Raw genomic sequence first — 23,515 nt, 5'->3', positions numbered from 1 at the left:
ACTCACCCCACCGCACCCCCGGGGGCGCCCGTCCTGACCGGCGCCCCCGGGCCCAGCTCCACGAACGGCTCCCCGGCCTCCTCCAGCTCCAGCACCCACACCTCGTTGGCACCCTCACGGAGCACGGGCCCCGGGACATACAGCGTCCGCTCGGGCCCCACCGACCAGTAGCGGCCCAGGCAGAAACCGTTCACCCAGACGAACCCGCGCTCCCAGCCCGGCAGTTCCAGCCCCGCGTGATCCGTCCCCGCCGCGTCCTCCACCTCGAAGGAACCCCGGAACAGGCCCGTCCGCCCCGCCTCACCGGCGTCCCCGAACCGCACCCGGGCCACCGCCCCCGGCTCGTCGAACGCATCCAGGCGCAGCGCCCGCGCCCGCACCCCGTGCAGGAACTGCCGCTCGTGCAGCACCCCACCCGTGATGCCCTTCGACTCGCCGAGCCGGGGCCCGTAGTTCACCCGGCCCAGCGACTCCACCCACAACTCCACCTCGGCCGGACCAGCCACCGGCTCCTCCAGCGTGTGGTCCTCCTCGGTGAGCACCCCCGCCCGCACCCCGTCCACGTACACCACCGCCCGGTCCCGCAGACCAGCCGCACCCAGCGGATACGCCTGCCGCGGCCCCGGAACCCCCACCCGGTAACGCACCAGGCCACGATCCACACCCAGCTCCTCGAACGTGGGCGGCACCCCCGACTCCACCGTCTCCGGATCGCCCAGCGCCTCCAGCACAGCCGCCAGCGGCGCACCCTGCGTCAACTCGACCCGCACCGGACCGCGCAGGCCCACCGGTTCCGGAGGCAGCGCGGGCAGCGGCCCGTCGCCGTACTCCTCCAGCACCTTCCGCATCAGCCAGAACTTCTCCGTGGGCCGCCCGTACTCGTCGACGGGCGCGTCGTAGTCGTACGACGTCACCGTCGGCACCAGCGCCTGGTCCTGCAGCGGCCCGGAACGGTTGGCCCCCGACCACCCGGCGAAATTCGTCCCCCCATGAGCCATGTACACATTCACCGAAGCACCGCACTCCAGGATCTCCCGCAGCGCCTCCGCCGTCTCCGCCGGATCACGCACCACGGGCTCACCACCCCACTGCCCGAACCAGCCGCACCAGAACTCCATGCACATCAACGGCCCCCTCGGCCGATGACGCCGCATCACCTCGAACGCCTCCCGCGCCCCCGCACCGAAATTCGCCGTCGCGAGCAGACCCGGCACCGAACCCCCGGTCAGCATGTGGTCCTCCGGCCCGTCCGACGTGAACAGCGGCACCGTCACCCCACACCGCCGCAACAACCCCGCCAGCTCTTCGAGATGCACCCGGTCCGAGCCGTAACTCCCGTACTCGTTCTCCGCCTGCACCATGATCACCGGACCGCCCCGGGTGATCTGGCGCTGCACCACCTGCGGCAGCAGCTCACCGAACCAGCGCTCCACCGCCGCCCCGTACCCCACGTCCCTGGTCCGCACCCGCCGGCCGAACCGCCCCGTCACCCACGCCGGCAGCCCACCGTTCTCCCACTCGGCACAGATGTACGGCCCCGGCCGCACGATCGCCAGGAGCCCCGCCCCGTGCACCGCGTCCAGGAACCGGCCCAGCGCACCCACGTCCCGGAACACACCCGGCCGCGGCTCATGCAGATTCCACGGCACATACGTCTCCACGCAGGTGAGACCCATCGCCCGCAACATCGACAAGCGGTGCTCCCACTGCGCCTCGTGCACCCGGAAGTAGTGCAACGCCCCCGAAAGCAACCGCACCGGCCTTCCGTCGAGCAGGAAGTGGTCGTCCCCCACGCTGAAGTCAGTCATCGTGCCCGTACGCTCCTGTGTGCGAGATCCAAAGCCGTGTGCAAGATCCATGAACAGCCCTCAGCATCGCGTCCCGGCGCCCCCCGGTCCATCCCCCCGCACGGAGCGGGCACTGCGGCTGCGCCACAACAGGCCGACCGACGCCGGGGCGGGCCGGCCGACCCCACGCCCACCGGCCGCACGGACCTCGCCACCGCCTGCGGAGGGCCTCCACGCCGTCATCGGCCGGGCCATCTCCTCCGCGACGGCACCCGGCGACGGGACACAGCCCGCACCCCGCCGTCCGTCACGCCACGACCGGTGCGTCTAAGCTCGCTGACCATGACCACGAGCGACACCGACGCGTACGTCACCGCCGAACTGAACCGGCTGCGCGAGAGCATCGACAACATCGATGCCGCAGTCGTCCACATGCTCGCCGAACGTTTCAAGGCCACCCAGCAGGTGGGCCACCTCAAGGCCGAGCACCACCTGCCGCCCGCCGACCCCGCCCGCGAGGCCCGCCAGATCACCCGGCTGCGGCAGCTCGCCGAGAGCGCCAGGCTGGACCCCGCCTTCGCCGAGAAACTGCTCAACTTCATCGTGGCCGAGGTCATCCGCCACCACGAGCGCATCGCCGAGGAATCCGCCACCCCCGACGCCTGAGCCCACGGCCGGCCGCCCGGGACTCCGAAGGGCCACGCGGCCCACCACCCCGCCGCCGCTCCCCGGCCCGCGCGGGTCCGGCCTCGTGCGAGCGGCTCGGTGCGGGCCCCGTTCCCGATGCGGCTCCGCGCCTGCGCCCGCCGGCTCCGCGTCCCGGCCCCGCACACCCGGACCGCCCCGCACACCGCCCCGCACACCCGGACCGCCCCGTACACCGCGGAACCCCCGTCCCGGACCCCGCAACCCCCGGCGCACCCGGTGTGCCGCGCACCCCCCGGCCGGCCGGCCTCCGCCGCGCACCGTCAGCCCTGCGAGAACCCCACTGCACAGCCCCGGACCCGTACGGCAGCATGGGCCCATGTCCGTACTGACGCGCAACGAAGCGCAGACCCGCGCCCAGCTCCTCGACGTACACCGGTACACGGTCGGCCTCGACCTCACCACAGGCGAGGAGACCTTCGACTCCAGGACCGCCATCCGGTTCACCGCCCACACGGCCGGGGACACCTTCGTCGAGATCAAGCCGGAAAGCCTGCGCTCACTCAGCCTCGACGGACACCCCCTCGACCCCGAGCGCCTCGACGGCAACCGCTACCCCCTCGACCAGCTCACCGCAGGCCCCCACGAACTCACCGTCGACGCCACCATGCGCTACTCCCGCACCGGCGAAGGCATGCACCGCTTCACCGACCCCGCCGACGGCGAGACGTACGTCTACACCCAGCTGTTCATGGATGACGTCCAGCGCGTCTTCGCCGCCTTCGACCAGCCCGACCTCAAATCCGTGTTCGACCTCACCGTCACCGCCCCCACCGGCTGGACCGTCCTCGGCAACGGCACCACCACCCAGGCCACCGAAGGCCGCTGGACCATCGCCCCCACCCCACCCATCTCCACCTACCTCGTCGCCGTAGCCGCAGGCCCCTGGCACTCGGTCACCACGCACCACGCCGGCCTCCCCTTCGGCATCCACTGCCGCCGCTCCCTCGCCCCCCACCTCGACAACGACGCCGACGAAATCCTCGGCATCACCCGCGCCTGCTACGACCGCTACCACGAGAAGTTCGACGAGCCCTACCCCTTCGACTCCTACGACCAGGCCTTCGTCCCGGAATTCAACGCCGGCGCCATGGAGAACCCCGGACTCGTCACCTTCCGCGACGAATTCCTCTACCGCTCCGCCGTCACCGACACCGAACGCCAGACCCGCGCCATGGTCATCGCCCACGAAATGGCCCACATGTGGTTCGGCGACCTCGTCACCCTCACCTGGTGGGACGACATCTGGCTCAACGAGTCCTTCGCCGAATACATGGGCTACCAGACCCTCACCGAAGCCACCCTTCCCCAAGCCCTCAACTCCGTCCGAGCAGGGGAGACTCTATTCCCCGACACCTGGGTCGAATTCGGTGTCTCCCGCAAGGGCTGGGGCTACGACGCCGACCAACGCCCCACCACCCACCCCGTCGCCCCCGACCCCGACGCCGTCCCCGACACCGCCTCCGCCCTCCTCAACTTCGACGGCATCTCCTACGCCAAGGGCGCCTCCGCGCTCCGCCAACTCGTCGCCTGGCTCGGCGAAAAAGACTTCCTCGCCGGCATCAACACCCACATCGCACGGCACAAGTTCGCCAACGCCACCCTCGCCGACTTCATCGACAACCTCGCCACCGCCACCGACCGCGACGTCCACACCTGGGCCGCCACCTGGCTCCGCACCACCGGCATCGACACCCTCACCGCCCACGTCGAGAACACCGGAAACAGCTGGAACCTCACCGTCGACCGCGACGGCAACCGCCCCCACCGCATCACCGTCGGCACCTACGACCACAGCCTCGACACCCACACCGGCTCCGAACAGCTCACCCTGCGCAACCGCTTCGAACTCGACATCCCCCAGGACGGCGCCCCCACCACCCAGCCCGGCCGCCGCCCCGACCTCGTCGTCCCCAACGACAACGACCTCACCTACGCCAAGATCCGACTCGACCCCGACTCCTGGAACACCGCCCTCACCCACCTCTCCGGCATCCCCGACGCCCTCACCCGCGCCCTCCTCTGGAACACCGCCCGCGACATGGTCCGCGACGGCGAACTCCACCCCAACGTCCACCTCACCGCGGCACGCACCCACCTCCCCTACGAAACCGACCTCGCCCTCGTCCACGGCGTCCTCGGCTTCGCGTCCACCCACATCGCCGACCGTTACCTCCCGCCCCAGGACCGCGCCACCGCCCTCGCCACCATCACCGCCCTCTGCCGCGACCTCCTGCGCCGCACCGAAGGACTCACCGCCAAGGACTGGGAACAAGGCCCCGGCACCACCACACCCGGCAGCCCCGGCCCCGGCCTCCGCCTGACCGCCGTACGCCACTTCATCGACGCCGCCACCCAGCCCGACACCATCCAGGACTGGCTCCGCGAAGGCACCGTCCCCGGCGGACCCGAACTCGACCCCGAACTCCGCTGGCGCATCCTCACCCGCCTCGCCGTCCTCGGCGCCACCGACGAGACCGCCATCGCCCGCGAACTCGACACGGACCCCAGCGCCACCGGCCAGGAAGGCGCCGCACGCTGCCGCGCCGCACTCCCCACACCCGAGGCCAAAGCAGCCGCCTGGCACTCCATGTTCAGCGACGACACCCTGTCCAACTACCTCTTCACCGCCACCGCACAGGGCTTCTGGCAGCCCGAACAGAGCGAACTCCTCCACCCCTACGTCGCCCGCTACTACCCCGACGCCATCGCACTCGCCGCGCGCCGCGGCCCCGCCATCGCCGAAGCCGCCGGACGTCACGCCTTCCCCGCCCACGCCATCGACCCCGACAGCATCCACCTCGGCGACAAGGCCCTCACCGACCCCGCCCTCACACCGGCCCTCCGCCGCAAACTCACCGACCAGCTCGACGACCTCCGCCGCGCCCTCGCCGTACGCGACGCCCACTGACCCCGCGCACACCCACACCATGACGACACGCCCCTGACCCGGACGAACCCCCGCCGCGACGCCCCCGACCCGACGACACCCCCACCGCCCCCGTGCCCGGCCCCTCACCCAGAGCGGCCGGGCACAGACGTACGAACAACGAACGCTTATACCAGGTCTCCGTCCCCAACACCCCCACAACCAACCGCAGTACCCCTTTCGGGTTGAGATCGTTGGGCTCTTCGGCCGCCTCCTCCGCAACCCGGACAAGCTGGCACGACCGCCCCCGCGCACCCGAAGGACCACACCACCCATGCCCACCCCGCCCCTCGCCGGAGGCACCGCAGGCCCCGCCCACCTGCGCCCCCTCATCGACACCGTCCTCACCGCACTCCACGACGGCGCCACCCGACGCAACGGCCCCCTCCCCGCCGGCGGCCCCGACACCGTCACCGACCACCTCCACCACACCACCGGCCCCCTCATCCCCGACCACGGCACCGGCGCCCACCACGCCCTCCGCACCCTCGTCACCGCACTCACCGAAGGCGCCGCCGACCCCGCACACCCCCACTGCGCCGCCCACCTCCACACCCCACCCCTCGCACTCGCCGCAGCAGCCGACCTCGCCGCCTCAGCCCTCAACCCCTCCATGGACTCCTGGGACCAGGCCCCCGCCGCCTCCGCCCTCGAACACGCCCTCACCACCGCACTCGCCGCCGAGATCTACCCCCACCGCCCCAGCCCCGACGCCCTCATCACCACCGGCGGCACCGAAGCCAACCAACTCGCCCTCCTCCTCGCCCGCGAACGCCACGGCCCCGTACAGACCATCTGCGCCGCCAACGCCCACCACAGCATCACCCGCGCCGCCTGGCTCCTCGGCCTCCCCCGACCCGTCGTCATCCCCGCCCCCACCGGCGTCATGAACCCCACCGCACTCCACGACGCCCTCACCCACCACCAAGGCCCCCTCCTCGTCACCGCCACCGCAGGCACCACCGACACCGGCCAGATCGACCCCCTCACCGACATCGCCGACCTCACCACCACCCACGGCGCCGACCTCCACATCGACGCCGCATACGGCGGCCCCCTCCTCTTCAGCCCCACCCACCGCCACACCCTCCGCAGCCTCCACCGCGCCCACAGCGTCACCCTCGACCTGCACAAACTCGGCTGGCAACCCGCCTCCGCCGGCATCCTCGCCGTCCCCCACCACCACGACCTCACCCCCCTCCACCACCACGCCCCCTACCTCAACGCCGACGACGACACCGACGCAGGCCTCCCCGACCTCCTCGGCCGCTCCCTCCGCACCACCCGCCGGCCCGACGCCCTGAAAATCGCCGTCACCCTCCAAGCACTCGGCCGCGACGGACTCGCCGACCTCATCGACCGCACCATCACCACCGCCCACCACCTCGCCGACCTCATCGACGACAACCCCGCACTCCAGCTCCACGACCGCCCCACCATCAGCACCGTCCTCTTCCGCCCCACCCACACCGACGACACCACAGTCGCCACCATCCGCCGCACCCTCCTCCACCAAGGACACGCCGTACTCGGCCGCGCCCGAGCCGACAACCGCCTCTGGCTCAAAGCCACCCTCCTCAACCCCCACACCACCCCCGCCGACCTCCAGCAGCTCCTCACCCTCGTCACCCACGCCCACACCGGCGCCACCATGGAAGGCAGCACCCCCCGATGACCGACCGGACCACCCCCGAAGGCGACCGGACCCACGACCTCATCGGCATCGGCCTCGGCCCCTTCAACCTCTCCCTCGCCGCCCTCGCCCACGGCATCCCCACCACCCCCGGCAACCACCCCCTCACCACCGCCTTCTACGAACAACGCCCCGCCTTCCACTGGCACCCCGGCCTCCTCATCGACGGCGCCACCCTCCAAGTCCCCTTCCTCGCCGACCTCACCACCCTCGCCGACCCCACCAGCCCCTGGACCTTCCTCAACTACCTCCGCACCCGCGACCGCCTCTACCCCTTCTACTTCGCCGAGCAATTCCACATCCACCGCGCCGAATACGACGCCTACTGCCGATGGGTCAGCGAACAACTCCCCACCATCCACTTCAACCACCAGGTCGACGCCATCCGCTGGAACACCGACCGCTCCCACTTCGACGTCGACTACACCCGACTCGACCCCGACGGCAAAGCCCAAGCCCCCGGCCGCACCCACACCCGCCACATCGCCCTCGGCGTCGGCACCGCACCCTTCATCCCCGAACCCCTACGCCCCCTCGCAGAAGCCCCCGGCATCCCCGTCATCCACTCCGCCGACTACCTCCACCACCGCGAAGAACTCCTCCGAGCCGACCACATCACCGTCATCGGCTCCGGCCAGTCAGGCGCCGAAATCTTCCTCGACCTCCTCCGCGCCCGCCCCGTCGGCATCGAAAAGATCCACTGGCTCGCCCGCACCCAGGCCTTCGCGCCCATGGAGTACTCAAAACTCGGCCTCGAACACTTCACCCCCGACTACACCCACTACTTCCACGCACTCCCCGAACACGTACGCGACACCCTCGTCCCCCAACAATGGCAACTCCACAAAGGCATCGACACCGACACCATCTCCGCCATCCACGACGAGCTCTACCGACGCACCCTCCACGGCGGCTGGCCCGACGCCACCCTCACCCCCGGCGTCAGCGTCCGCACCGCAGGCCGCCTCTCCGGCAGCGGCACCCGCATCGAACTCCACCTCGAACACACCCAGCAAGCCACCCGAAGCCGCCTCACCACCGACGCCGTCGTCCTCGCCACCGGCTACCGCGAACGCCCCCTCGACACCCTCCTCACCGGCATCGCCCCCCACATCCGCCGCGACACCCAAGGACGCCCCCGCATCCACACCGACTTCCGCCTCGACCTCGACCCCGCCCTCACCGGCAACATCTACGTACAGAACGCCGAACGCCACACCCACGGAGTCGGCGCCCCCGACCTCGGCCTCGCCGCCTGGCGCAGCGCCACCATCCTCAACAACGTCACCGGCACCACTCCCTACCCCCTCCCACAACGCACCGCCTTCACCACCTTCGGCCTCACCCCCCACCACACCCCCGCCATCCCCGGACAGAACAACCCACTCACCCCCCTCACACACGACCACTGACCACACGAAAGCGGCCGCCCCTCCCGAAGAGGAACGGCCGCCACACACCGACAACTAGAAAACCGGCACACCGTCCCGCGTCAGACGCCAGCCCACCGAAGCGAACTCCGCCGGATCCACCGAACCCTTCGCCTGAACCCACCCGATGATCGTGTTCCGGATCTCATCCGAATTCGCCCACAACTGCTTCGCACCCGGCACATGCGGGAAATTACCGCCACCACTCGCCCGATAATTGTTCACCGCGAACACGAACCGCGCCGCCGGATCCACCGGCACCCCCTCGAACGACAACCCCACAATCCGCGAACCCACCGGCTGCGCAATGTCGACGTCATACGTCACACCCGACACCACATCGTAATTGTAATCCGGAATACCCTCCGCATTCGTCAACTTCGACGTATCCACCGGCGACCCCGCCGCCGTCCGCACGTAATACCTCGCCGAATACTCCAGATAATCCTTCAGCTGCGCACCCGTCAGAAGCCGCGCCTCCAGCGTGTTCTCGAACGGATACAGACCCGCGGCATCCCTGATCGTCACCTCACCCGCAGGGATCGCCGCCGTACGCGAGAAACACGCCGCCTGCGACAGAACCGGCAACGCCGCGTACTCGCCCCCCGCCAGCGCCGCCCCCACCGTCTCGGCCTGCACCAGATTGATCAGATCGATGACCGGCTCGTCCTTCCACGGCGCATCCGCCGTCGACATCGCCGCCACCGACGTACCGATCACCTGGTTCACATACGCCACCACCCTCGAGTGCTCATCACCGAGCAACGACGTGATCTGCGGATCCTCCTCCACCGCGTTCGAGTTCAGCACCGAAGCACCGACCTTCTCGACCACCCACCGGCCCTTCTCCCACACCACATCGAAATCGAACAGCGTCAACCGCTGCCCCCACTTCAACGGCTCCGAAAGAACAACCCGCTTCCCCGTCTCCTTGTTCGTCACGAAATACTCAGGAATCTCCGAGTGCGCGTGACCCACCAGAATCGCATCGATCCCCGGCACCTGCTCCGCCACCAGACCCGCCGCATTCTCCACGTACGGCAACTGATCCCCGTACGACGACGTGCCCGACGAACCCGAATGCGCCGAGACAACCACCACATCCGCACCCATCGAACGAAGCTTCGGCACCCACTTCGCCGCCTGCTCCTCGAGGCCCGGGAACACCATCTTCCCGCCCACGTTCGCCTTGTCCCAGATCGCGATACCAGGATTCGTCAACCCCAGAACCGCAACCCGCACATCACGACCGTGCGGCGTACGCAACCGCTTGATCACATACGGAGCGAACGCCGGCCGCAACGTCTTCGCATCCAGCGCATTCGCACCCAGCAGCGGAAAATCACACTGCTCCTCGAACTTCCGCAACACCGGAATGCCGTAGTTGAACTCATGATTACCGAGCGCCGCCGCGTCATAACCGATCTTGTTCATCGCCTGCGCCATCGGATGCACGGGCCCACGCCTCGCCGTGATCGGATCGATCTTCGCGTAGTAGTACGACAACTGAGTGCCCTGGATCGTGTCACCCGCATCGATCAGCAACGTGTTCCGGCGGCCCCGCTCCTCACGGATCTGATCCACCAGCGTCGAGATCTTCGCCAGCCCCACATCGTTGTGCGCCTTGTCGTCGAACTCCTGATCCGTGAAGTAGTCCCAGTTGAAGACATTGCCGTGCAGGTCCGTCGTCCCCATCACCGTGAACGAGTACCGCTTCGGCGGGCGCCCATGCCCGTGCCCCCTCGCCTCCGAGGCCGCCGCAGGCCCGGCACCGACCCCTCCCGCCAGCGCCACACCCACACCGGCGACAGCCGAACGGCCCACAAACGTCCTACGGTTCAACGGCATCCCTGACTCCTCTTCCGAGCGAACAACGCGCGTAGATTCTGACCCAGCCACCACCACGCGCAACACCCCCGACAGGTTGCGATCTGGTGACCAGCAGCACCACCCGCACCCCCGGCACCCCACCGGAACACGTCCCGCGACGCTCATCGGAGCACCCCGCCGCACAATTCAACAGTTGTCAATAACCTTTCATCGAAAGGCTGTTGGACAGTCACGCAGAGACAATTACCTACCCGCAGGTAAGGTCTAGGCTCGAACCATGCGCCGAGCAAAAATCGTTTGTACCCTGGGACCCGCAACCGACACATACGAGCAGATCAAGGCACTCGTCGAAGCGGGAATGGACATCGCCCGCCTCAACCTCAGCCACGGCACCTACGCCGAACACGAAGAGCGCTACCACCGCGTACGCAAGGCATCCGAAGAAACCGGCCGCAGCGTAGGAATCCTCGCCGACCTTCAAGGCCCGAAGATCCGCCTCGGCCGCTTCACCGAAGGCCCCGTACTCCTTGAACGCGGCGACGACTTCACCATCACCGTCGAACCCGTCGAAGGCGACCGCACCACCTGCGGCACCACCTACGACGGCCTCGCCGCCGACGTCACCACCGGCGAACGCATCCTCATCGACGACGGCCGCGTCACCCTCGAAGTCACCGAAGTCGACGGACCCCGCGTCCACACCACCGTCATCGAAGGCGGCATGGTCTCCGACCACAAGGGACTCAACCTCCCCGGCGTCGCCGTCTCCGTCCCCGCACTCTCCGAAAAAGACATCGACGACCTCCGCTGGGCACTCCGCACCGGCGCCGACATCATCGCCCTCTCCTTCGTACGCACCGGACGCGACATCGACGACGTCCACCGCATCATGGACGAGGAGAACCGCCGCCTCCCCGTCATCGCCAAGATCGAGAAGCCCCAGGCCGTCGACAACATCGACGACATCGTCGCCGCCTTCGACGGCATCATGGTCGCCCGCGGAGACCTCGGCGTCGAAATGCCCCTGGAACAGGTCCCGATCGTCCAGAAGCGCGCCATCAAACTCGCCAAGCGCAACGCCAAGCCGGTCATCGTCGCCACCCAGATGCTCGACTCGATGATCGACAACTCCCGCCCCACCCGCGCCGAAGCCTCCGACGTCGCCAACGCCGTCATCGACGGAACGGACGCCGTGATGCTCTCCGGCGAGACCAGCGTCGGCAAATACCCCGTCGAGACCGTCCGCACCATGGCGCGCATCGTCGAGGCGGCCGAGGAGGACATCCTCGCCAAGGGCCTGCCGCCCCTCACCGACCGCAACAAGCCCCGCACCCAGGGCGGCGCGGTCGCCCGCGCGGCAGCCGAGATGGGCGACTTCCTCGGCGCCAAGTTCCTGGTGGCCTTCACCCAGAGCGGCGACACGGTCAAGCGCCTCTCCCGCTACCGTTCCCCGATCCCGCTCCTGGCCTTCACCCCGGACCCGGCCACCCGCGCGCAGCTGAACCTGACGTGGGGCGTGGAGACGTTCCTCGGGCCGCACGTGGACTCCACGGACGCGATGGTGGCGCAGGTGGACGAGGAACTGCTGCGGATCGGCCGCTGCCAGAAGGGCGACGTCGTGGTCATCACGGCAGGGTCCCCGCCCGGGGTCGCCGGCTCCACGAACCTGGTGCGGGTGCACCACATCGGCGAGGACGACAGCCCGAAGTGACGGTCGTCAGTACTTCGGCCCGACGTGAGCGTCCATGAGGGCTACGGACGCCCGTCGGGCTACGGAGATGTTGTACTCCTTGCCCGCGCGGGTGCAGTGGGTCCACTTGATGCCGAGCTTGTCCAGGGTGTCGGTGTAGAGCTGCCGGATGTCGTCGGAGACATTCGTGAACCAGTACCGCGGGTATTCGTACCGCTTGCGGACGCCGCCGACCATGCGAGTGGTCCAGTTGATGATGCGGCAACCGTCGGAATGGACGAGTCCACGGACGAATGGCCAAGGGTTCGCGTCGACGAGTTCTTGTTGCCAGACCTCCAGCGCGATCTCACGTTCGTGTTTCCTGCGTGGGCCATGTTGGGGGAACAGGCAGAGAAGGTGCTTCGAGTAGACCTTGATGTTACGGCAGCCGGGTTTACGGACCCGGCATGTGGCGTTGTCCGGGAACACTTTGTGGATTGCCGCCCCTGCCTCGTCCTGGATGCCCGGCCAGCAGTCGTCCAGTGTGATCATCATGCTCGGCACCCGGTGCTGAGTGGGCTGGCTGATGTGGCCATCCCCCAGGTAAAGGCCGAGGAGATAGACGTAGTCGGCTCCGGCGAGCCCGACGCCGTCGCACCGGTGGCAAGAAGGGGTCCTGGTGCCAGGGCAGATGTTCCGCTTGGAGCGCTCCATGTGCAGCCAGTAGGAAACCGTGCCGCGCGGCACATTCAACCGGCGGGCGACATCCGCGCCATTGGCGCCGGAATCGAGTAGGTCCAGCGCCTTTTGGCGAACTGTCATTCCGTGGAAGATCATGCCACCACTCTGTGTGATGTCATGATGCGGTGCGTAGCAGAATGCGGATTTTCACGAGAACGTGAGCATCCGCAATCTGGTGATGGGTGCCGGGTATGGGATTCGAACCCACATGCCCTTTCGGGCAGAGGTGTTTGAGACCTCCGCGTCAGCCAATTGCGCCAACCCGGCTTGCTATCCGGTCAGCAGTGTACCTGGTGACCACGAGGTGTGGCAGGTAGGTAGGCTGCTCCGCAGCAGTTCCTGCCCCATACCGAGGAGCCCCGTGACCACGCCCGAGTCACCCCAGCCCGTAGACGCCGCCGACGACGACAAGTCGCACGTCCCGCCGCTGACGACCCGCGTCGTCATCGCCGAGGACGAGGCGCTCATCCGCCTCGACCTCAAAGAGATGCTGGAGGAAGAGGGCTACTCGGTCGTCGGCGAGGCCGGGGACGGGCAGCAGGCCGTCGAGCTGGCCCGGGAGCACCGGCCGGACCTGGTGATTCTCGATGTGAAGATGCCCGTCCTGGACGGGATCTCCGCCGCCGAGAAGATCACGGAGGAGTCCATCGCCCCCGTGCTGATGCTCACCGCGTTCTCGCAGCGCGACCTGGTCGAGCGGGCCCGGGACGCCGGGGCGATGGCGTACCTGGTGAAGCCGTTCAGCAAGAGCGACGTGGTCCCTGCCATCGAGATGGCGGTGTCCCGGTTCGCGGAGCTGAAGGCGCTGGAGAGCGAGATCGCGGATCTTTCGCAGCGGCTGGAGACGCGGAAGCTGGTGGACCGGGCGAAGAGCATTCTGCAGACGGATTACGGGCTCTCCGAGCCGGCGGCGTTCCGCTGGATCCAGAAGACGTCGATGGATCGCCGTATGTCGATGCAGCAGCTGGCGGAGGCGTTGATCGAGGACGCCGAGGAGAAGAAGAAGGCTGCCGAGTAGCGCCGTGCGGGTGTGCGAGAAGGGCCTGTTCCCCGGTCGTCCGGGGAACAGGCCCTTCTCGTGTGTGGGTGTTCAGTCCTCGCCGAGGTAGGCCTTGCGGACCGACTCGTCGTGGAGGAGGTCGGCGCCGGTGCCGGAGAGGACGACCTTGCCGACCTCCATGACGTGGCCCTGGTCCGCGAGGGAGAGGGCCGCCTGCGCGTTCTGCTCGACGAGCAGGATCGTGGTGCCCGCCGCCTTGAGTTCGACGATGGTTTCCATGATCTTCTGCATCATGATCGGCGAGAGGCCCATGGAGGGTTCGTCGAGCATGAGCAGTTTGGGCTGGGACATGAGCGCGCGTCCCATGGCGAGCATCTGCTGTTCGCCTCCGGAGAGGGTTCCGGCGGCTTGCTTCCGGCGTTCCCCGAGGATGGGGAAGAGGTCGTAGGCGCGCTGGACGTCCTTCTCGATGCCTGCCTTGTCGGTGCGGAGGAAGGCGCCGAGCTGGAGGTTCTCCGTGATGGTGAGGCGGGGGAAGATGTGGCGGCCTTCGGGGGAGTGGGCGAGGCCCAGTGCCACGATCTTGTGGGCGGGGATGCCGGCGAGGGGCTTCCCCTCGAAGAGGATGCGGCCGCCGGAGGGCTTGAGGAGGCCGGAGAGTGTGCGCAGGGTGGTGGTCTTGCCCGCACCGTTGGTGCCGATGAGGGTGACGACCTGGCCGGCTTCGACGGTGAAGGAGATTCCCTTGACGGCTTCGATCTTGCCGTAGGCGACCCTGAGGTCCTCGACCTCGAGCAGTGCGGTCACTGGCCTTCCCCTTCTGTGCTGGTGGTGCGCTCCGCCTTGTCCGGCTCGGGGGCTTCGGGTGTCCCGGCGGGTGCGGGTGCGTCGGCCTTCCCGGGGGTGTCGGCCTCGAAGGGCGTGCCGAGGTAGGCGGCGACGACGCGTTCGTCGCTCTGGACGACGTCGGGGGTGCCTTCGACGAGTTTCTCGCCTTGGACGAGGCAGGCGACGCGGTCGCAGAGGTTGAAGATGAAGCGCATGTCGTGCTCGATGACGAGTACGGCGATGCCCATGTCCCGGATGGCGAAGATGAGTTCTTCGGTGACGCGGGTTTCCTGCGGGTTCATGCCGGCGGTGGGCTCGTCCAGGAGGAGGAGGCCGGGGTCGCTGGCGAGGGCGCGTGCGATTTCCAGCTTGCGCTGGTCTCCGTAGGGGAGGTTGCGCGCGAGGTGGTCGGCCTTGTCCTGCAGGCCGATGAACTCGAGGAGTTCCATGGCGCGTGTGTGGGAGGCGGCTTCGGCCTTCTTGAATCCGGGGCCGCGCAGGAGGGCGGACCAGAGGCCTTCCTTGGTCCTGGTGTGGCGTCCGACGAGGACGTTTTCCAGGACGGTCATGTTGGCGAAGAGCCGGATGTTCTGGAAGGTGCGGGCGATGCCTGCCTGGGTGACGAGGTGGGGTTTGGGGGGCAGGACGGTGCCCTTGTAGCGGACCGTGCCCTCGGTGGGGACGTAGAGGCCGGTGAGGCAGTTGAAGAAGGTGGTCTTGCCTGCGCCGTTGGGGCCGATGAGGCCGACGATCTCGCCTGCGTTGACCTTGAGGTCGACGTCGCGTACGGCGGTGAGTCCGCCGAAGCGCATGGTGACGCCGCCGGCGTCCAGGACGGGCGTGGTGGTTTCGGTGGTGGTCGTCATGTTGTTCACGCCCCCGCCTTCACGGTGCCGACGCCGGATTCGGGCAGTGTGCCCTCGGGTGTGTCGAGTTGGCCGGTCTCGTGGTATTCGAGTTGGGCCCGCCGGTTGGCGATGAGGCCTTCGGGGCGGAAGCGCATCAGGAGGATGAGCGCGAGGCCGAAGCCGAGGAGCTGGTAGTCCTGGAGGAACTGCAGCTTCGCGGGGATCATGTAGAGGAGTGTGGCGCCGATGAGGGGTCCGCTGATCGTTCCCATGCCGCCGAGGATGACTGCGGCGAGGAGGAAGGCGGAGTTGGGCGGCACGGGGCCGGCGAAGACGTACATCTCGGGGACGACGGTGCTCTGTACGTGTGCCTGGACGGTGCCGGCGAGGCCGGCGAGGGTGGCGCCGAGGGCGAAGGCGATGAGTTTGACGCGGAAGCCGTTGATGCCCATGGCGGTGGCGGCGGTCTCGTCCTCGCGGATGGCGACCCAGGCGCGGCCGATGCGGGAGCTGCCTGCTCGGCTGAAGACGAGGACCACGAGGATCATCGCGAGGAGCATGAGCAGGTAGTAGTTGGCGTATCCGCCGAGTTCGATGCCCAGGATCGTGTGGGATTCGCCGAAGTCGTATCCGAAGAAGACGAGGTCGGGGATGTTGGGTACGCCGTTGGGGCCGTTGGTGATCTGGGGTCCGGATACGCCGTCGAGGTTGCCGACGGTGATGCGGAAGATCTCGCCGAAGCCGAGGGTGACGATGGCGAGGTAGTCGCCGCGGAGGCGGAGGGTGGGTGCTCCGATGACGACGCCGAAGATGAGGGAGACGGCGGCGCCGGTGAGGACGGATGCCCAGAAGGGGAATTGGACGTCGAAGGCGGATGCGGTGGTGCCTGAGACGAGGGCGGCGGTGTAGGCGCCGACGCCGAGGAAGGCGACGTATCCGAGGTCGAGGAGTCCGGCGAGGCCGACGACGATGTTCAGCCCGAGTGCGACGGTCGCGAAGATGAGGATGTTGACCGCGATGAGGGTGTACTGGTCGGTGCTCTGGGTGAAGGGGAATGCTGCGGCGGCTACGAAGGCGGCGGCTACGGCGATGGAGCGGTATTTGGTGGTGAGTGCCGAGAGCCGGGCCATGATGCCGGATTTGAAGAGGGCGCCGATGGCGAAGCCCGTGGTGATCATGTAGCCGGTGAAGAGTTCGGCGTATTCGGTGTCGATGCCGTAGGTGACGACGAAGAGGCCGGTTCCGAAGGCGGCGACGATGATGAGGATTTCGGCCCAGGAGGGGATGTTCTTGGGGCGGGGTGCTTTGCGGGTGTCGTCGGGGAGGAGGAATGCGAGGAGCGGTATGGCTGAGGTGACCGCTGCGACGAAGCCGCCGGGTTCGAGGTTGACGACGCCGCCGAGTTCGACGGCGATGGCGATGACGGTGAACCAGGTGGTGCCGAAGGCGCCGAGGGCCAGGAACTGGAGGGCTTTGGTGGTGCCGGTGGGTGCGAGCCAGCGGAGGCCGCGGATGTTGAGGGCGGCGAGTGCGTACAGGAGTACGAGGGCGCCTGCCACGAGGGTGAGGACCTGGAGGCCGCCGGGGTAGCCGTAGACGGTGAGGTCGCCGGGGAATTCGTCGGTGTAGGTCCAGGACAGGAAGGTGCTGGCGATGGTGGCGATGCCACCGAGGGCGGTGGCCCATCGCAGGGTGGTGGTGCGGGAGCCGGTGTCGGCCGGGGTGGTGACGGCGGTTTTCGTGGTGTCGGTTGTCATGGCTCTCACGCCCGATCCGCGACGCGCTCGCCGAGCAGGCCTTGTGGCCTGACGAGGAGGACGACGATGAGAAGTACGAATGCCCATACGTTGGCCCAGGCGCCGCCGCCGAGCTGCTGCATGCCGGGTATTTCTTCGATGTAGGCGATGGAGAGGGCTTCGGCGAGGCCGAGGACGACTCCGCCGACCATGGCTCCGTAGATGTTGCCGATGCCGCCGAGTACTGCGGCGGTGAAGGCCTTGAGGCCGAGGATGAAGCCCATCTCGAAGTTGATCTGGCCCTTGTCGAGTCCGTAGGCGACGGAGGCGACGGCGGCGAACGCGGCTCCGATGGCGAAGGCCATCACGATGATGCGGTCGGTGTTGATGCCCATGAGCTTGGCTGTGTCGGGGTCCTGTGCGGTGGCCTGCATGGCGCGGCCGCTGCGGCTCTTGGCGACGAAGAGGCCGAGGGCGAGCATGCACAGGGGGGCGAGGACGAGGATGAAGGCGTCGGCGCGCTGGAGGTAGAGGTTGTCGAGGATCTTGAACGACTCGCCCTGGAACTCGGGGAAGCTGCGCGGCTTCTTCGCTTCGGGGTAGAAGCCCCAGACAAGCTGCTGGAGGACGATCGAGAGGCCGATCGCGGTGATGAGGGGTGCCAGTCGGGGGGCGCCTCGCAGGGGGCGGTAGGCGAAGCGTTCCGCGGCCGTGGCCACGGCGACGGAGGCGATGGCGCCGCCGACGATCATGAGGGGTATGACCACCATGAGCGAGGTTCCGCTGGGGAGTGCCAGGTAGGTGGTGAGGGCGCCGAAGCCCCCGATCATGAATATCTCGCCGTGGGCGAAATTGATGAGCTGGACGATGCCGTACACCATGGTGTACCCGATGGCTATGAGGCCATAGAGCGCGCCGAGTGCGAGACCGTTGGCCAGCTGTTGCGGCAGTTCGTTCACCGCAGTGCCTCCGATGAGCTTGTCGGATATGACACCGCGCGAGGGCGCTGTTTGCGCCCTCGCGCGGTCAGGAGCATGTGCTGTGGGTGTGCTGGGTGATCAGTCTTCGAACGTGGCGCTCTTGACGTCCTTCCAAGCACCCTTCTGGACCTCGTAGACGGTGAGCTGCTTGTTGGTGGTGTCACCGAACTCGTCGAAGGAGACCTTGCCGGTCACGCCGTCGAAGGAGACCTTGGCCATGGCCTCGGTGACCTTGGCGCGGGCGTCCTCGGGGAGCTTGCCGTCGTTCTCGGCGACGACGGCCTTGACGGCCTGGATGATGGCCCATCCGGCGTCGTAGGAGTAGCCGCCGTAGGCCGCGAAGGGGTCCTTGTAGCCGCCGGCGTTGTAGTCGGCGATGAACTGCTTGGCGGTCGGGAGGGCCTCGACGGGGTAGCCGACGGAGGTGGCGAAGTCGCCGTCGTTGGCTTCACCGGAGGCGCTGATGAAGGCGGGGTCGTAGATGCCGTCGCCGCCCATGGTGGGGATCTTGGCGCCGGTCTTCTTGATCTGGTCGGAGAGGAGGCCGCCCTCGGGGTACTGGCCGCCGTAGTAGACGGAGTCGGCGCCGGAGCTCTTGACCTTGTCGGCGGTGCTGGAGAAGTCGGTCTCCTTGACGGTGACGTGGTCGGTGCCGACGACCTTGCCGCCGAGGCGCTTGAACTCGGTGGAGAAGATGGCTGCGAGGCCGGCGCCGTAGGTCTGCTTGTCGTCGACGACGTAGACCTTCTTCTTCTTGGCGTCGTTGTACAGGTACTGGGCGGCGAACTTGCCCTGGACGACGTCGGTGGCGCAGGTGCGGAAGTAGGTCTTGAAGACGCGCTTGGAGTCGCCCTTGCCCCAGTTGTCGCCCTGGCTGAGGGCGGGGTTGGTGTTGGCGGGCGAGACCTGGGTGAGGCCGGCCTTCTCGAAGACGCCCTGCATGGACTGGGCGACGCCGGAGTTCAGAGGGCCGACGGCTCCGAGGACTTCCTTGTTGCCGACGAGTTTGGTGGCGTTGGCCTGTCCGGAGGCGGGGACGGCCTGGTCGTCGAGGGCTTCGATCTTGAACTCGATGCCGGGGACCTCGTTGTTCTTGTTCGCGGTCTTGGCCGCGAGGTCCACGGAGTTCTTGATGCCCTGGCCGAGTGCGGAGAGGGATCCGGTCAGCGGGGCGTCGACACCGATGACGACGGTGGTCTTGCTGTCGCTGTCGCTGTTGCCCTTGCTGTTGTCGTCGCGCGACCCGCAGGCGGTGAGTGTGAGTGCACCGGTGGTGAGCACTGTGGTGAGGATGATCAAAGAACGGTGTCGCACGAAAGGTCCTTTCCCTGGCGCGGCCTCCTCTGCATGAGGTGCCGTGACTACGCCGGGCTGTACTGGGCGGTACAGGGCCGTGCAGCAGACACGCCCGGCGGCGCGGTGACTGGCCGTGACTCTATGGGCAGGTGAGGGGGTGCGGGACAGGTCGGCTGAGGATGTGACTGTCTTGTTATGCCGTGGGGAAGGCTTGGTGGTCGCAGTGTGGACATGTGGGGCTTTTTCTCTCGCGGTGAAATGACCGCATGGTGAGAACACCCAGCTCCACTAAGGGGCTTGGGATGATCTTGGTGCTGTCGCGCGGAGTCGCCCTTATCGGGGCGCATGGGGCGTGGGGTGATCGGCCCGGAGGTGCCTCGGGTGGGGTCGGAGGTGATTCGTGTATTGCGCAATTGTTACGCAGTGTTACATCTGCGGGATGTGCGGGGTGTCCGGCGATCGCGACGTCGCTGTTGAGGTGGCGCATCGAACGGCCGTGCGCGACGGGGGGAGTTGACCGTACGTGTGCGTCAGCTCCCGTGCGGCGCACCGGAAATGGGTGCTGACACTCCGGAATGTGGTGCCGTCGAGGTGGTGGGCCGGGGCGGTGGGCGCGTCGTGCTGCGGCTGTGTGCGCGTTCGGCGGCGGTTCCGCGGCGTGCGGTTCTTCCCGGGGCGGACCTTGCCGGACGGTGCCCCGGCTGTCCTCTGTCGCGGTGGCGGGCGGAGGGGCTCGCGCTTGCGGACCGGGTGGGGGTGTTCGCGCGACCGGTGCGGGCGCCGCTTGCCGGGAGTGCCGCTGCGGCTCGGCCCGTCGGCGGGAGCGGTGAGCTGTGGCGGGTCTTCGGTCGTGGTGGTGCGCGGCCTGCTCGTCCCGGTGGTCCGGCCGCGCGTCGGGAGTCGGGTGGCTCCCGGCGTCCTGCCCTTCCGGGGCACCGCCGGGTGCGTGACGGCCTGCCGGCCGAGGCCGGCAGGCCGTCACGCGTGCGGTGAGGGGTCAGCCCGCCGAGAGGCCGGACGCGTCGCGGAGGAGGCAGGTGAGGCGGGCGGTGCAGACCCGCTTGTCGTGCTCGTCGGTGATGACGATCTCGTACGTGGCGGTGGAGCGGCCGCGGTGGACGGGGGTGGCGGTGCCCGTGACGAGGCCGCTGCGGGCGCCGCGGTGGTGGGTGCAGTTCAGGTCCACACCGACGGCGATCTTGGTCGCGCCGCCGTGGAGCATGCTGCCGATGGAGCCGAGGGTCTCGGCCAGGACGGCCGACGCACCGCCGTGGAGGAGCCCGTAGGGCTGGGTGTTGCCTTCGACGGGCATGGTGCCCACGACGCGTTCGGCGGAGGCTTCGACGATCGTGACGCCCATGCGCTCGCCGAGGTGGCCGGCGGAGAAGAGTGCGGGGAGGTCGACGCCGAGTGCCGCGTACTCGTCGATGATCTCCTGGGGGAACGTGGGTGCGGTGTGCTCGCCCATGGGGTCCGGCTCCGATCGTGTGCGGTCGTTCGTTGCTGTGTGCACTGTTCTTATCAGACGGCTGAGCGTGCGCTTAGGGCTGCGGATGGCTCAGTTCGGCTCGAAACGGACGACGACCGACTTGCTGGCCGGGGTGTTGCTGGTGTCGGCGGTGGCGTCCAGGGGGACGAGCACGTTCGTCTCCGGGTAGTACGCGGCGGCGCAGCCGCGGGCGGTGGGGTAGTGCACGACGCGGAAGCCGGGGGCGCGGCGCTCGACGCCGTCCTTCCACTCGCTGACGAGGTCGGTGTAGGAGCCGTCGGCGAGGCCGAGGGCGCGGGCGTCCTCGGGGTTGACCATGACGATGCGGCGGCCGCCCTTGATGCCGCGGTAGCGGTCGTCGAGGCCGTAGATCGTGGTGTTGTACTGGTCGTGGGAGCGCAGGGTCTGCAGCAGCAGCCGGCCCTCGGGGAGTTCGGGGTGTTCGACGGGTGCGGCGGTGAAGTTGGCCTTGCCCGTGGTGGTGGGGAAGCGGCGTTCGTCGCGTGGGGCGTGGGGGAGGGTGAAGCCGCCGGGCCGTGCGACCCGGGCGTTGAAGTCCTCGAATCCGGGGATGATGCGGGAGATGCGGTCGCGGATCGTCCCGTAGTCCTTCTCGAAGTCCTCCCAGGGTGTGGTGGAGGCGGGGCCGAGTACCGCGCGGGCCAGGCGGGCGACGATCGCGGGTTCGGAGAGCAGGTGCGGGCTCGCGGGGGTGAGGTTGCCGCGTGAGGAGTGGACCATGCCCATGGAGTCCTCGACGGTGACGAACTGCTTCCCGCCGGCCTGGGTGTCCTTGTCGGTGCGTCCGAGGGTGGGCAGGATCAGGGCGCGGGTGCCGGTGACGGCGTGCGAGCGGTTGAGTTTGGTCGAGACGTGGACGGTGAGCCGGGCGCGGCGCATGGCGGCTTCGGTGACGGCGGTGTCGGGGGTGGCGCCGACGAAGTTGCCGCCCATGGCGAAGAAGACCTTGGCGTCGCCGTCGCGGAGTGCCTGGATGGACCGTACGACGTCGTAGCCGTGGTGGCGTGGTGAGGTGATGCCGAATTCCTGGTCGAGGGCGTCGAGGAAGGCGGTGGAGGGCCGTTCGAAGATGCCCATGGTGCGGTCGCCCTGGACGTTGGAGTGGCCGCGGACGGGGCAGACGCCGGCGCCGGGCCTGCCGATGTTGCCGCGCAGGAGGAGGAGGTTGACCACTTCGCGGATGGTCGGCACGGAGTGCTTGTGCTGGGTGAGGCCCATGGCCCAGCAGACGATGGTGCGTTTCGACGCGAGGATCATGGCGAGCGCCTGCTCGATGGCGTCGCGGTCGAGGCCGGTGGCGGTGAGGGTCTCGTCCCAGTCGGCGGCGCGGGCGGCCTGGGCGAATGCTTCGTAGCCGTGGGTGTGTTCGGCGATGAAGTGGGTGTCGAGGGCTCCGTCGGCCTCGATGATCATTTTGTTCAGGAGGCGGAAGAGTGCCTGGTCGCCGCCGATGCGGATCTGGAGGAAGAGGTCGGTGAGGGCGGCGCCCTTCAGCATGCCTCGGGCGGTCTGGGGGTTCTTGAACCGTTCGAGGCCGGCTTCGGGCAGCGGGTTCACCGAGATGATCTTCGCTCCGGCGGCCTTGGCCTGTTCGAGGGCGGAGAGCATCCGGGGGTGGTTGGTGCCGGGGTTCTGTCCGGCGACGATGATCAGGTCTGCCTGGTGGAGGTCGTCGAGGCTGACGCTGCCCTTGCCGATCCCGATGGTCTCGGTGAGGGCGGAGCCGGACGACTCGTGGCACATGTTGGAGCAGTCGGGCAGGTTGTTGGTGCCGAACTCGCGGGCGAAGAGCTGGAGGAGGAACGCCGCCTCGTTGCTGGTGCGGCCGGAGGTGTAGAAGAGCGCCTCGTCGGGGGAGGAGAGCGCGGTCAGCTCCTCGGCGATGATCTCGAAGGCGCGCTCCCAGGTCACGGCCTCGTACCGGTCGGCGCCCTCGGGCAGGTACACGGGTTGCGTGATGCGTCCCTGCTGGCCGAGCCAGTAGCCGCTGCGGGTGGCCAGGTCGGCGACGGGGTGGGCGGCGAAGAAGTCGGGGGTGACGCGGCGCAGGGTCGCCTCCTCGGCGACGGCCTTGGCGCCGTTCTCGCAGAATTCGGCCGCGTGGCGCTTGTCGCCCTCGGGCCAGGCACAGCCGGGACAGTCGAATCCGTCCTTCTGGTTGACCTTGAGGAGGGTCTGCGCGGTGCGCCGGACGCCCATCTGCTGCTGGGCCACGCGCAGGGTGTGGGCGACGGCGGGCAGTCCGGCGGCGGCGTGCTGGACCGCGTCGATCCGCGGCGCGTCCTGGACCGGGTCACCGGTCGGGGGCTTGGTGGCCATGGTGCTCCCCTTCGAGCCTTCGGCCGCCTCCGAGCGCGTGCGGGCGCGCGCGTCGCGTCCGTGCGTGTCGTGGCGTCCTGTCGCGTCTTCTTACGCCTTCACAGTCCTTCGATCCTGTCATGCACGCGTGCCGGGGTGCTCTGCGGGAAGCGGTGGGGCGGGGGCGGGCCCCGGGGTGTGGTGTCCGTGGGCCGGGGCGGTGCGACGGCCGGTC

General features: G+C 68.5%; 16 protein-coding genes and 1 tRNA gene. 6 read left to right on the top strand and 11 right to left on the bottom strand.

All coding sequences use genetic code 11. From position 1 onward, the window contains the following. Nucleotides 1-2: 2 nt before the first annotated feature. Nucleotides 3-1,808 carry a glycoside hydrolase family 35 protein gene (locus tag OO67_RS23460; protein WP_033303201.1) on the bottom strand — a complete coding sequence of 602 codons (1,806 nt, stop codon included), beginning with the start codon at nt 1,806-1,808 and terminating at the stop codon, nt 3-5. 321 nt (nt 1,809-2,129) lie between these two features. Between OO67_RS23460 and OO67_RS23455 the strand changes: the two genes are divergently transcribed. From OO67_RS23455 to OO67_RS23440, 4 genes are all read left to right on the top strand, one after another. Continuing rightward, complete coding sequence (locus OO67_RS23455; RefSeq protein ID WP_033303199.1) at nt 2,130-2,453, top strand: chorismate mutase; 324 nt, start codon at nt 2,130-2,132, stop codon at nt 2,451-2,453. 358 nt (nt 2,454-2,811) lie between these two features. Then, nucleotides 2,812-5,403 carry an aminopeptidase N gene (gene pepN / locus OO67_RS23450; RefSeq protein WP_033303197.1) on the top strand — a complete coding sequence of 864 codons (2,592 nt, stop codon included), beginning with the start codon at nt 2,812-2,814 and terminating at the stop codon, nt 5,401-5,403. A 292-nt stretch (nt 5,404-5,695) separates the two neighbouring features. After that, nucleotides 5,696-7,096 (top strand): pyridoxal phosphate-dependent decarboxylase family protein, encoded by a 1,401-nt coding sequence (locus OO67_RS23445; protein WP_033303195.1) that lies wholly within the window; start codon nt 5,696-5,698, stop codon nt 7,094-7,096. Next, complete coding sequence (locus OO67_RS23440; protein ID WP_033303194.1) at nt 7,093-8,526, top strand: lysine N(6)-hydroxylase/L-ornithine N(5)-oxygenase family protein; 1,434 nt, start codon at nt 7,093-7,095, stop codon at nt 8,524-8,526. Before OO67_RS23445 ends, OO67_RS23440 begins: the two co-directional genes overlap by 4 nt. Before the next feature lie 54 nt (nt 8,527-8,580). Here OO67_RS23440 and OO67_RS23435 read toward each other — a convergent pair whose 3' ends face one another. Then, a complete protein-coding gene (locus OO67_RS23435) occupies nt 8,581-10,392 on the bottom strand; it encodes a bifunctional metallophosphatase/5'-nucleotidase (protein WP_033303192.1) in 1,812 nt (603 codons plus the stop codon). A 259-nt stretch (nt 10,393-10,651) separates the two neighbouring features. On the opposite strand from OO67_RS23435, the gene pyk reads away from it, so the two are divergent. After that, nucleotides 10,652-12,085: a pyruvate kinase gene (gene pyk / locus OO67_RS23430; protein ID WP_033303191.1), complete on the top strand. Its 1,434-nt coding sequence runs from the start codon at nt 10,652-10,654 to the stop codon at nt 12,083-12,085. A 6-nt stretch (nt 12,086-12,091) separates the two neighbouring features. Here pyk and OO67_RS23425 read toward each other — a convergent pair whose 3' ends face one another. Then, nucleotides 12,092-12,880, bottom strand: coding sequence for a helix-turn-helix domain-containing protein (locus OO67_RS23425; protein ID WP_033303189.1), 789 nt, complete (start codon nt 12,878-12,880; stop codon nt 12,092-12,094). A gap of 87 nt (nt 12,881-12,967) precedes the next feature. Next, nucleotides 12,968-13,051 (bottom strand) — tRNA-Leu (locus OO67_RS23420). A 94-nt stretch (nt 13,052-13,145) separates the two neighbouring features. Between OO67_RS23420 and OO67_RS23415 the strand changes: the two genes are divergently transcribed. Continuing rightward, nucleotides 13,146-13,802 (top strand): ANTAR domain-containing response regulator, encoded by a 657-nt coding sequence (locus OO67_RS23415; RefSeq protein WP_014156831.1) that lies wholly within the window; start codon nt 13,146-13,148, stop codon nt 13,800-13,802. Nucleotides 13,803-13,874: 72 nt separating this feature from the next. Here OO67_RS23415 and OO67_RS23410 read toward each other — a convergent pair whose 3' ends face one another. From OO67_RS23410 to OO67_RS23380, 7 genes are all read right to left on the bottom strand, one after another. Then, a complete protein-coding gene (locus OO67_RS23410) occupies nt 13,875-14,591 on the bottom strand; it encodes an ABC transporter ATP-binding protein (RefSeq protein ID WP_033303187.1) in 717 nt (238 codons plus the stop codon). After that, nucleotides 14,588-15,478 carry an ABC transporter ATP-binding protein gene (locus OO67_RS23405; RefSeq protein ID WP_033303413.1) on the bottom strand — a complete coding sequence of 297 codons (891 nt, stop codon included), beginning with the start codon at nt 15,476-15,478 and terminating at the stop codon, nt 14,588-14,590. Before OO67_RS23405 ends, OO67_RS23410 begins: the two co-directional genes overlap by 4 nt. Before the next feature lie 5 nt (nt 15,479-15,483). After that, complete coding sequence (locus tag OO67_RS23400; protein WP_033303186.1) at nt 15,484-17,217, bottom strand: branched-chain amino acid ABC transporter permease; 1,734 nt, start codon at nt 17,215-17,217, stop codon at nt 15,484-15,486. A 5-nt stretch (nt 17,218-17,222) separates the two neighbouring features. After that, complete coding sequence (locus tag OO67_RS23395; RefSeq protein WP_033303185.1) at nt 17,223-18,155, bottom strand: branched-chain amino acid ABC transporter permease; 933 nt, start codon at nt 18,153-18,155, stop codon at nt 17,223-17,225. Nucleotides 18,156-18,254: 99 nt separating this feature from the next. Continuing rightward, nucleotides 18,255-19,490: a branched-chain amino acid ABC transporter substrate-binding protein gene (locus OO67_RS23390; RefSeq protein ID WP_033303184.1), complete on the bottom strand. Its 1,236-nt coding sequence runs from the start codon at nt 19,488-19,490 to the stop codon at nt 18,255-18,257. 979 nt (nt 19,491-20,469) lie between these two features. After that, nucleotides 20,470-20,940 carry a PaaI family thioesterase gene (locus OO67_RS23385; protein WP_033303183.1) on the bottom strand — a complete coding sequence of 157 codons (471 nt, stop codon included), beginning with the start codon at nt 20,938-20,940 and terminating at the stop codon, nt 20,470-20,472. Nucleotides 20,941-21,030: 90 nt separating this feature from the next. Then, nucleotides 21,031-23,301, bottom strand: coding sequence for an FdhF/YdeP family oxidoreductase (locus tag OO67_RS23380; RefSeq protein ID WP_033303182.1), 2,271 nt, complete (start codon nt 23,299-23,301; stop codon nt 21,031-21,033). Nucleotides 23,302-23,515: the final 214 nt, after the last annotated feature.

Source organism: Streptomyces atroolivaceus (assembly GCF_000717025.1).
Taxonomy (GTDB): domain Bacteria; phylum Actinomycetota; class Actinomycetes; order Streptomycetales; family Streptomycetaceae; genus Streptomyces; species Streptomyces atroolivaceus.
This window is presented reverse-complemented; position numbering and strand designations above follow the sequence as displayed.

Excerpts from the sequence above, each read along its gene's own strand:
- pyk (WP_033303191.1), top strand. The coding sequence starts at position 10,652 with ATGCGCCGAGCAAAAATCGTTTGTACCCTGGGACCCGCAACCGACACA.
- OO67_RS23425 (WP_033303189.1), bottom strand. The coding sequence starts at position 12,880 with ATGATCTTCCACGGAATGACAGTTCGCCAAAAGGCGCTGGACCTACTC.
- OO67_RS23405 (WP_033303413.1), bottom strand. The coding sequence starts at position 15,478 with ATGACGACCACCACCGAAACCACCACGCCCGTCCTGGACGCCGGCGGC.
- OO67_RS23380 (WP_033303182.1), bottom strand. The coding sequence starts at position 23,301 with ATGGCCACCAAGCCCCCGACCGGTGACCCGGTCCAGGACGCGCCGCGG.
- OO67_RS23455 (WP_033303199.1), top strand. The coding sequence starts at position 2,130 with ATGACCACGAGCGACACCGACGCGTACGTCACCGCCGAACTGAACCGG.
- OO67_RS23385 (WP_033303183.1), bottom strand. The coding sequence starts at position 20,940 with ATGGGCGAGCACACCGCACCCACGTTCCCCCAGGAGATCATCGACGAG.
- OO67_RS23440 (WP_033303194.1), top strand. The coding sequence starts at position 7,093 with ATGACCGACCGGACCACCCCCGAAGGCGACCGGACCCACGACCTCATC.
- OO67_RS23445 (WP_033303195.1), top strand. The coding sequence starts at position 5,696 with ATGCCCACCCCGCCCCTCGCCGGAGGCACCGCAGGCCCCGCCCACCTG.
- OO67_RS23460 (WP_033303201.1), bottom strand. The coding sequence starts at position 1,808 with ATGACTGACTTCAGCGTGGGGGACGACCACTTCCTGCTCGACGGAAGG.
- pepN (WP_033303197.1), top strand. The coding sequence starts at position 2,812 with ATGTCCGTACTGACGCGCAACGAAGCGCAGACCCGCGCCCAGCTCCTC.
- OO67_RS23400 (WP_033303186.1), bottom strand. The coding sequence starts at position 17,217 with ATGACAACCGACACCACGAAAACCGCCGTCACCACCCCGGCCGACACC.
- OO67_RS23435 (WP_033303192.1), bottom strand. The coding sequence starts at position 10,392 with ATGCCGTTGAACCGTAGGACGTTTGTGGGCCGTTCGGCTGTCGCCGGT.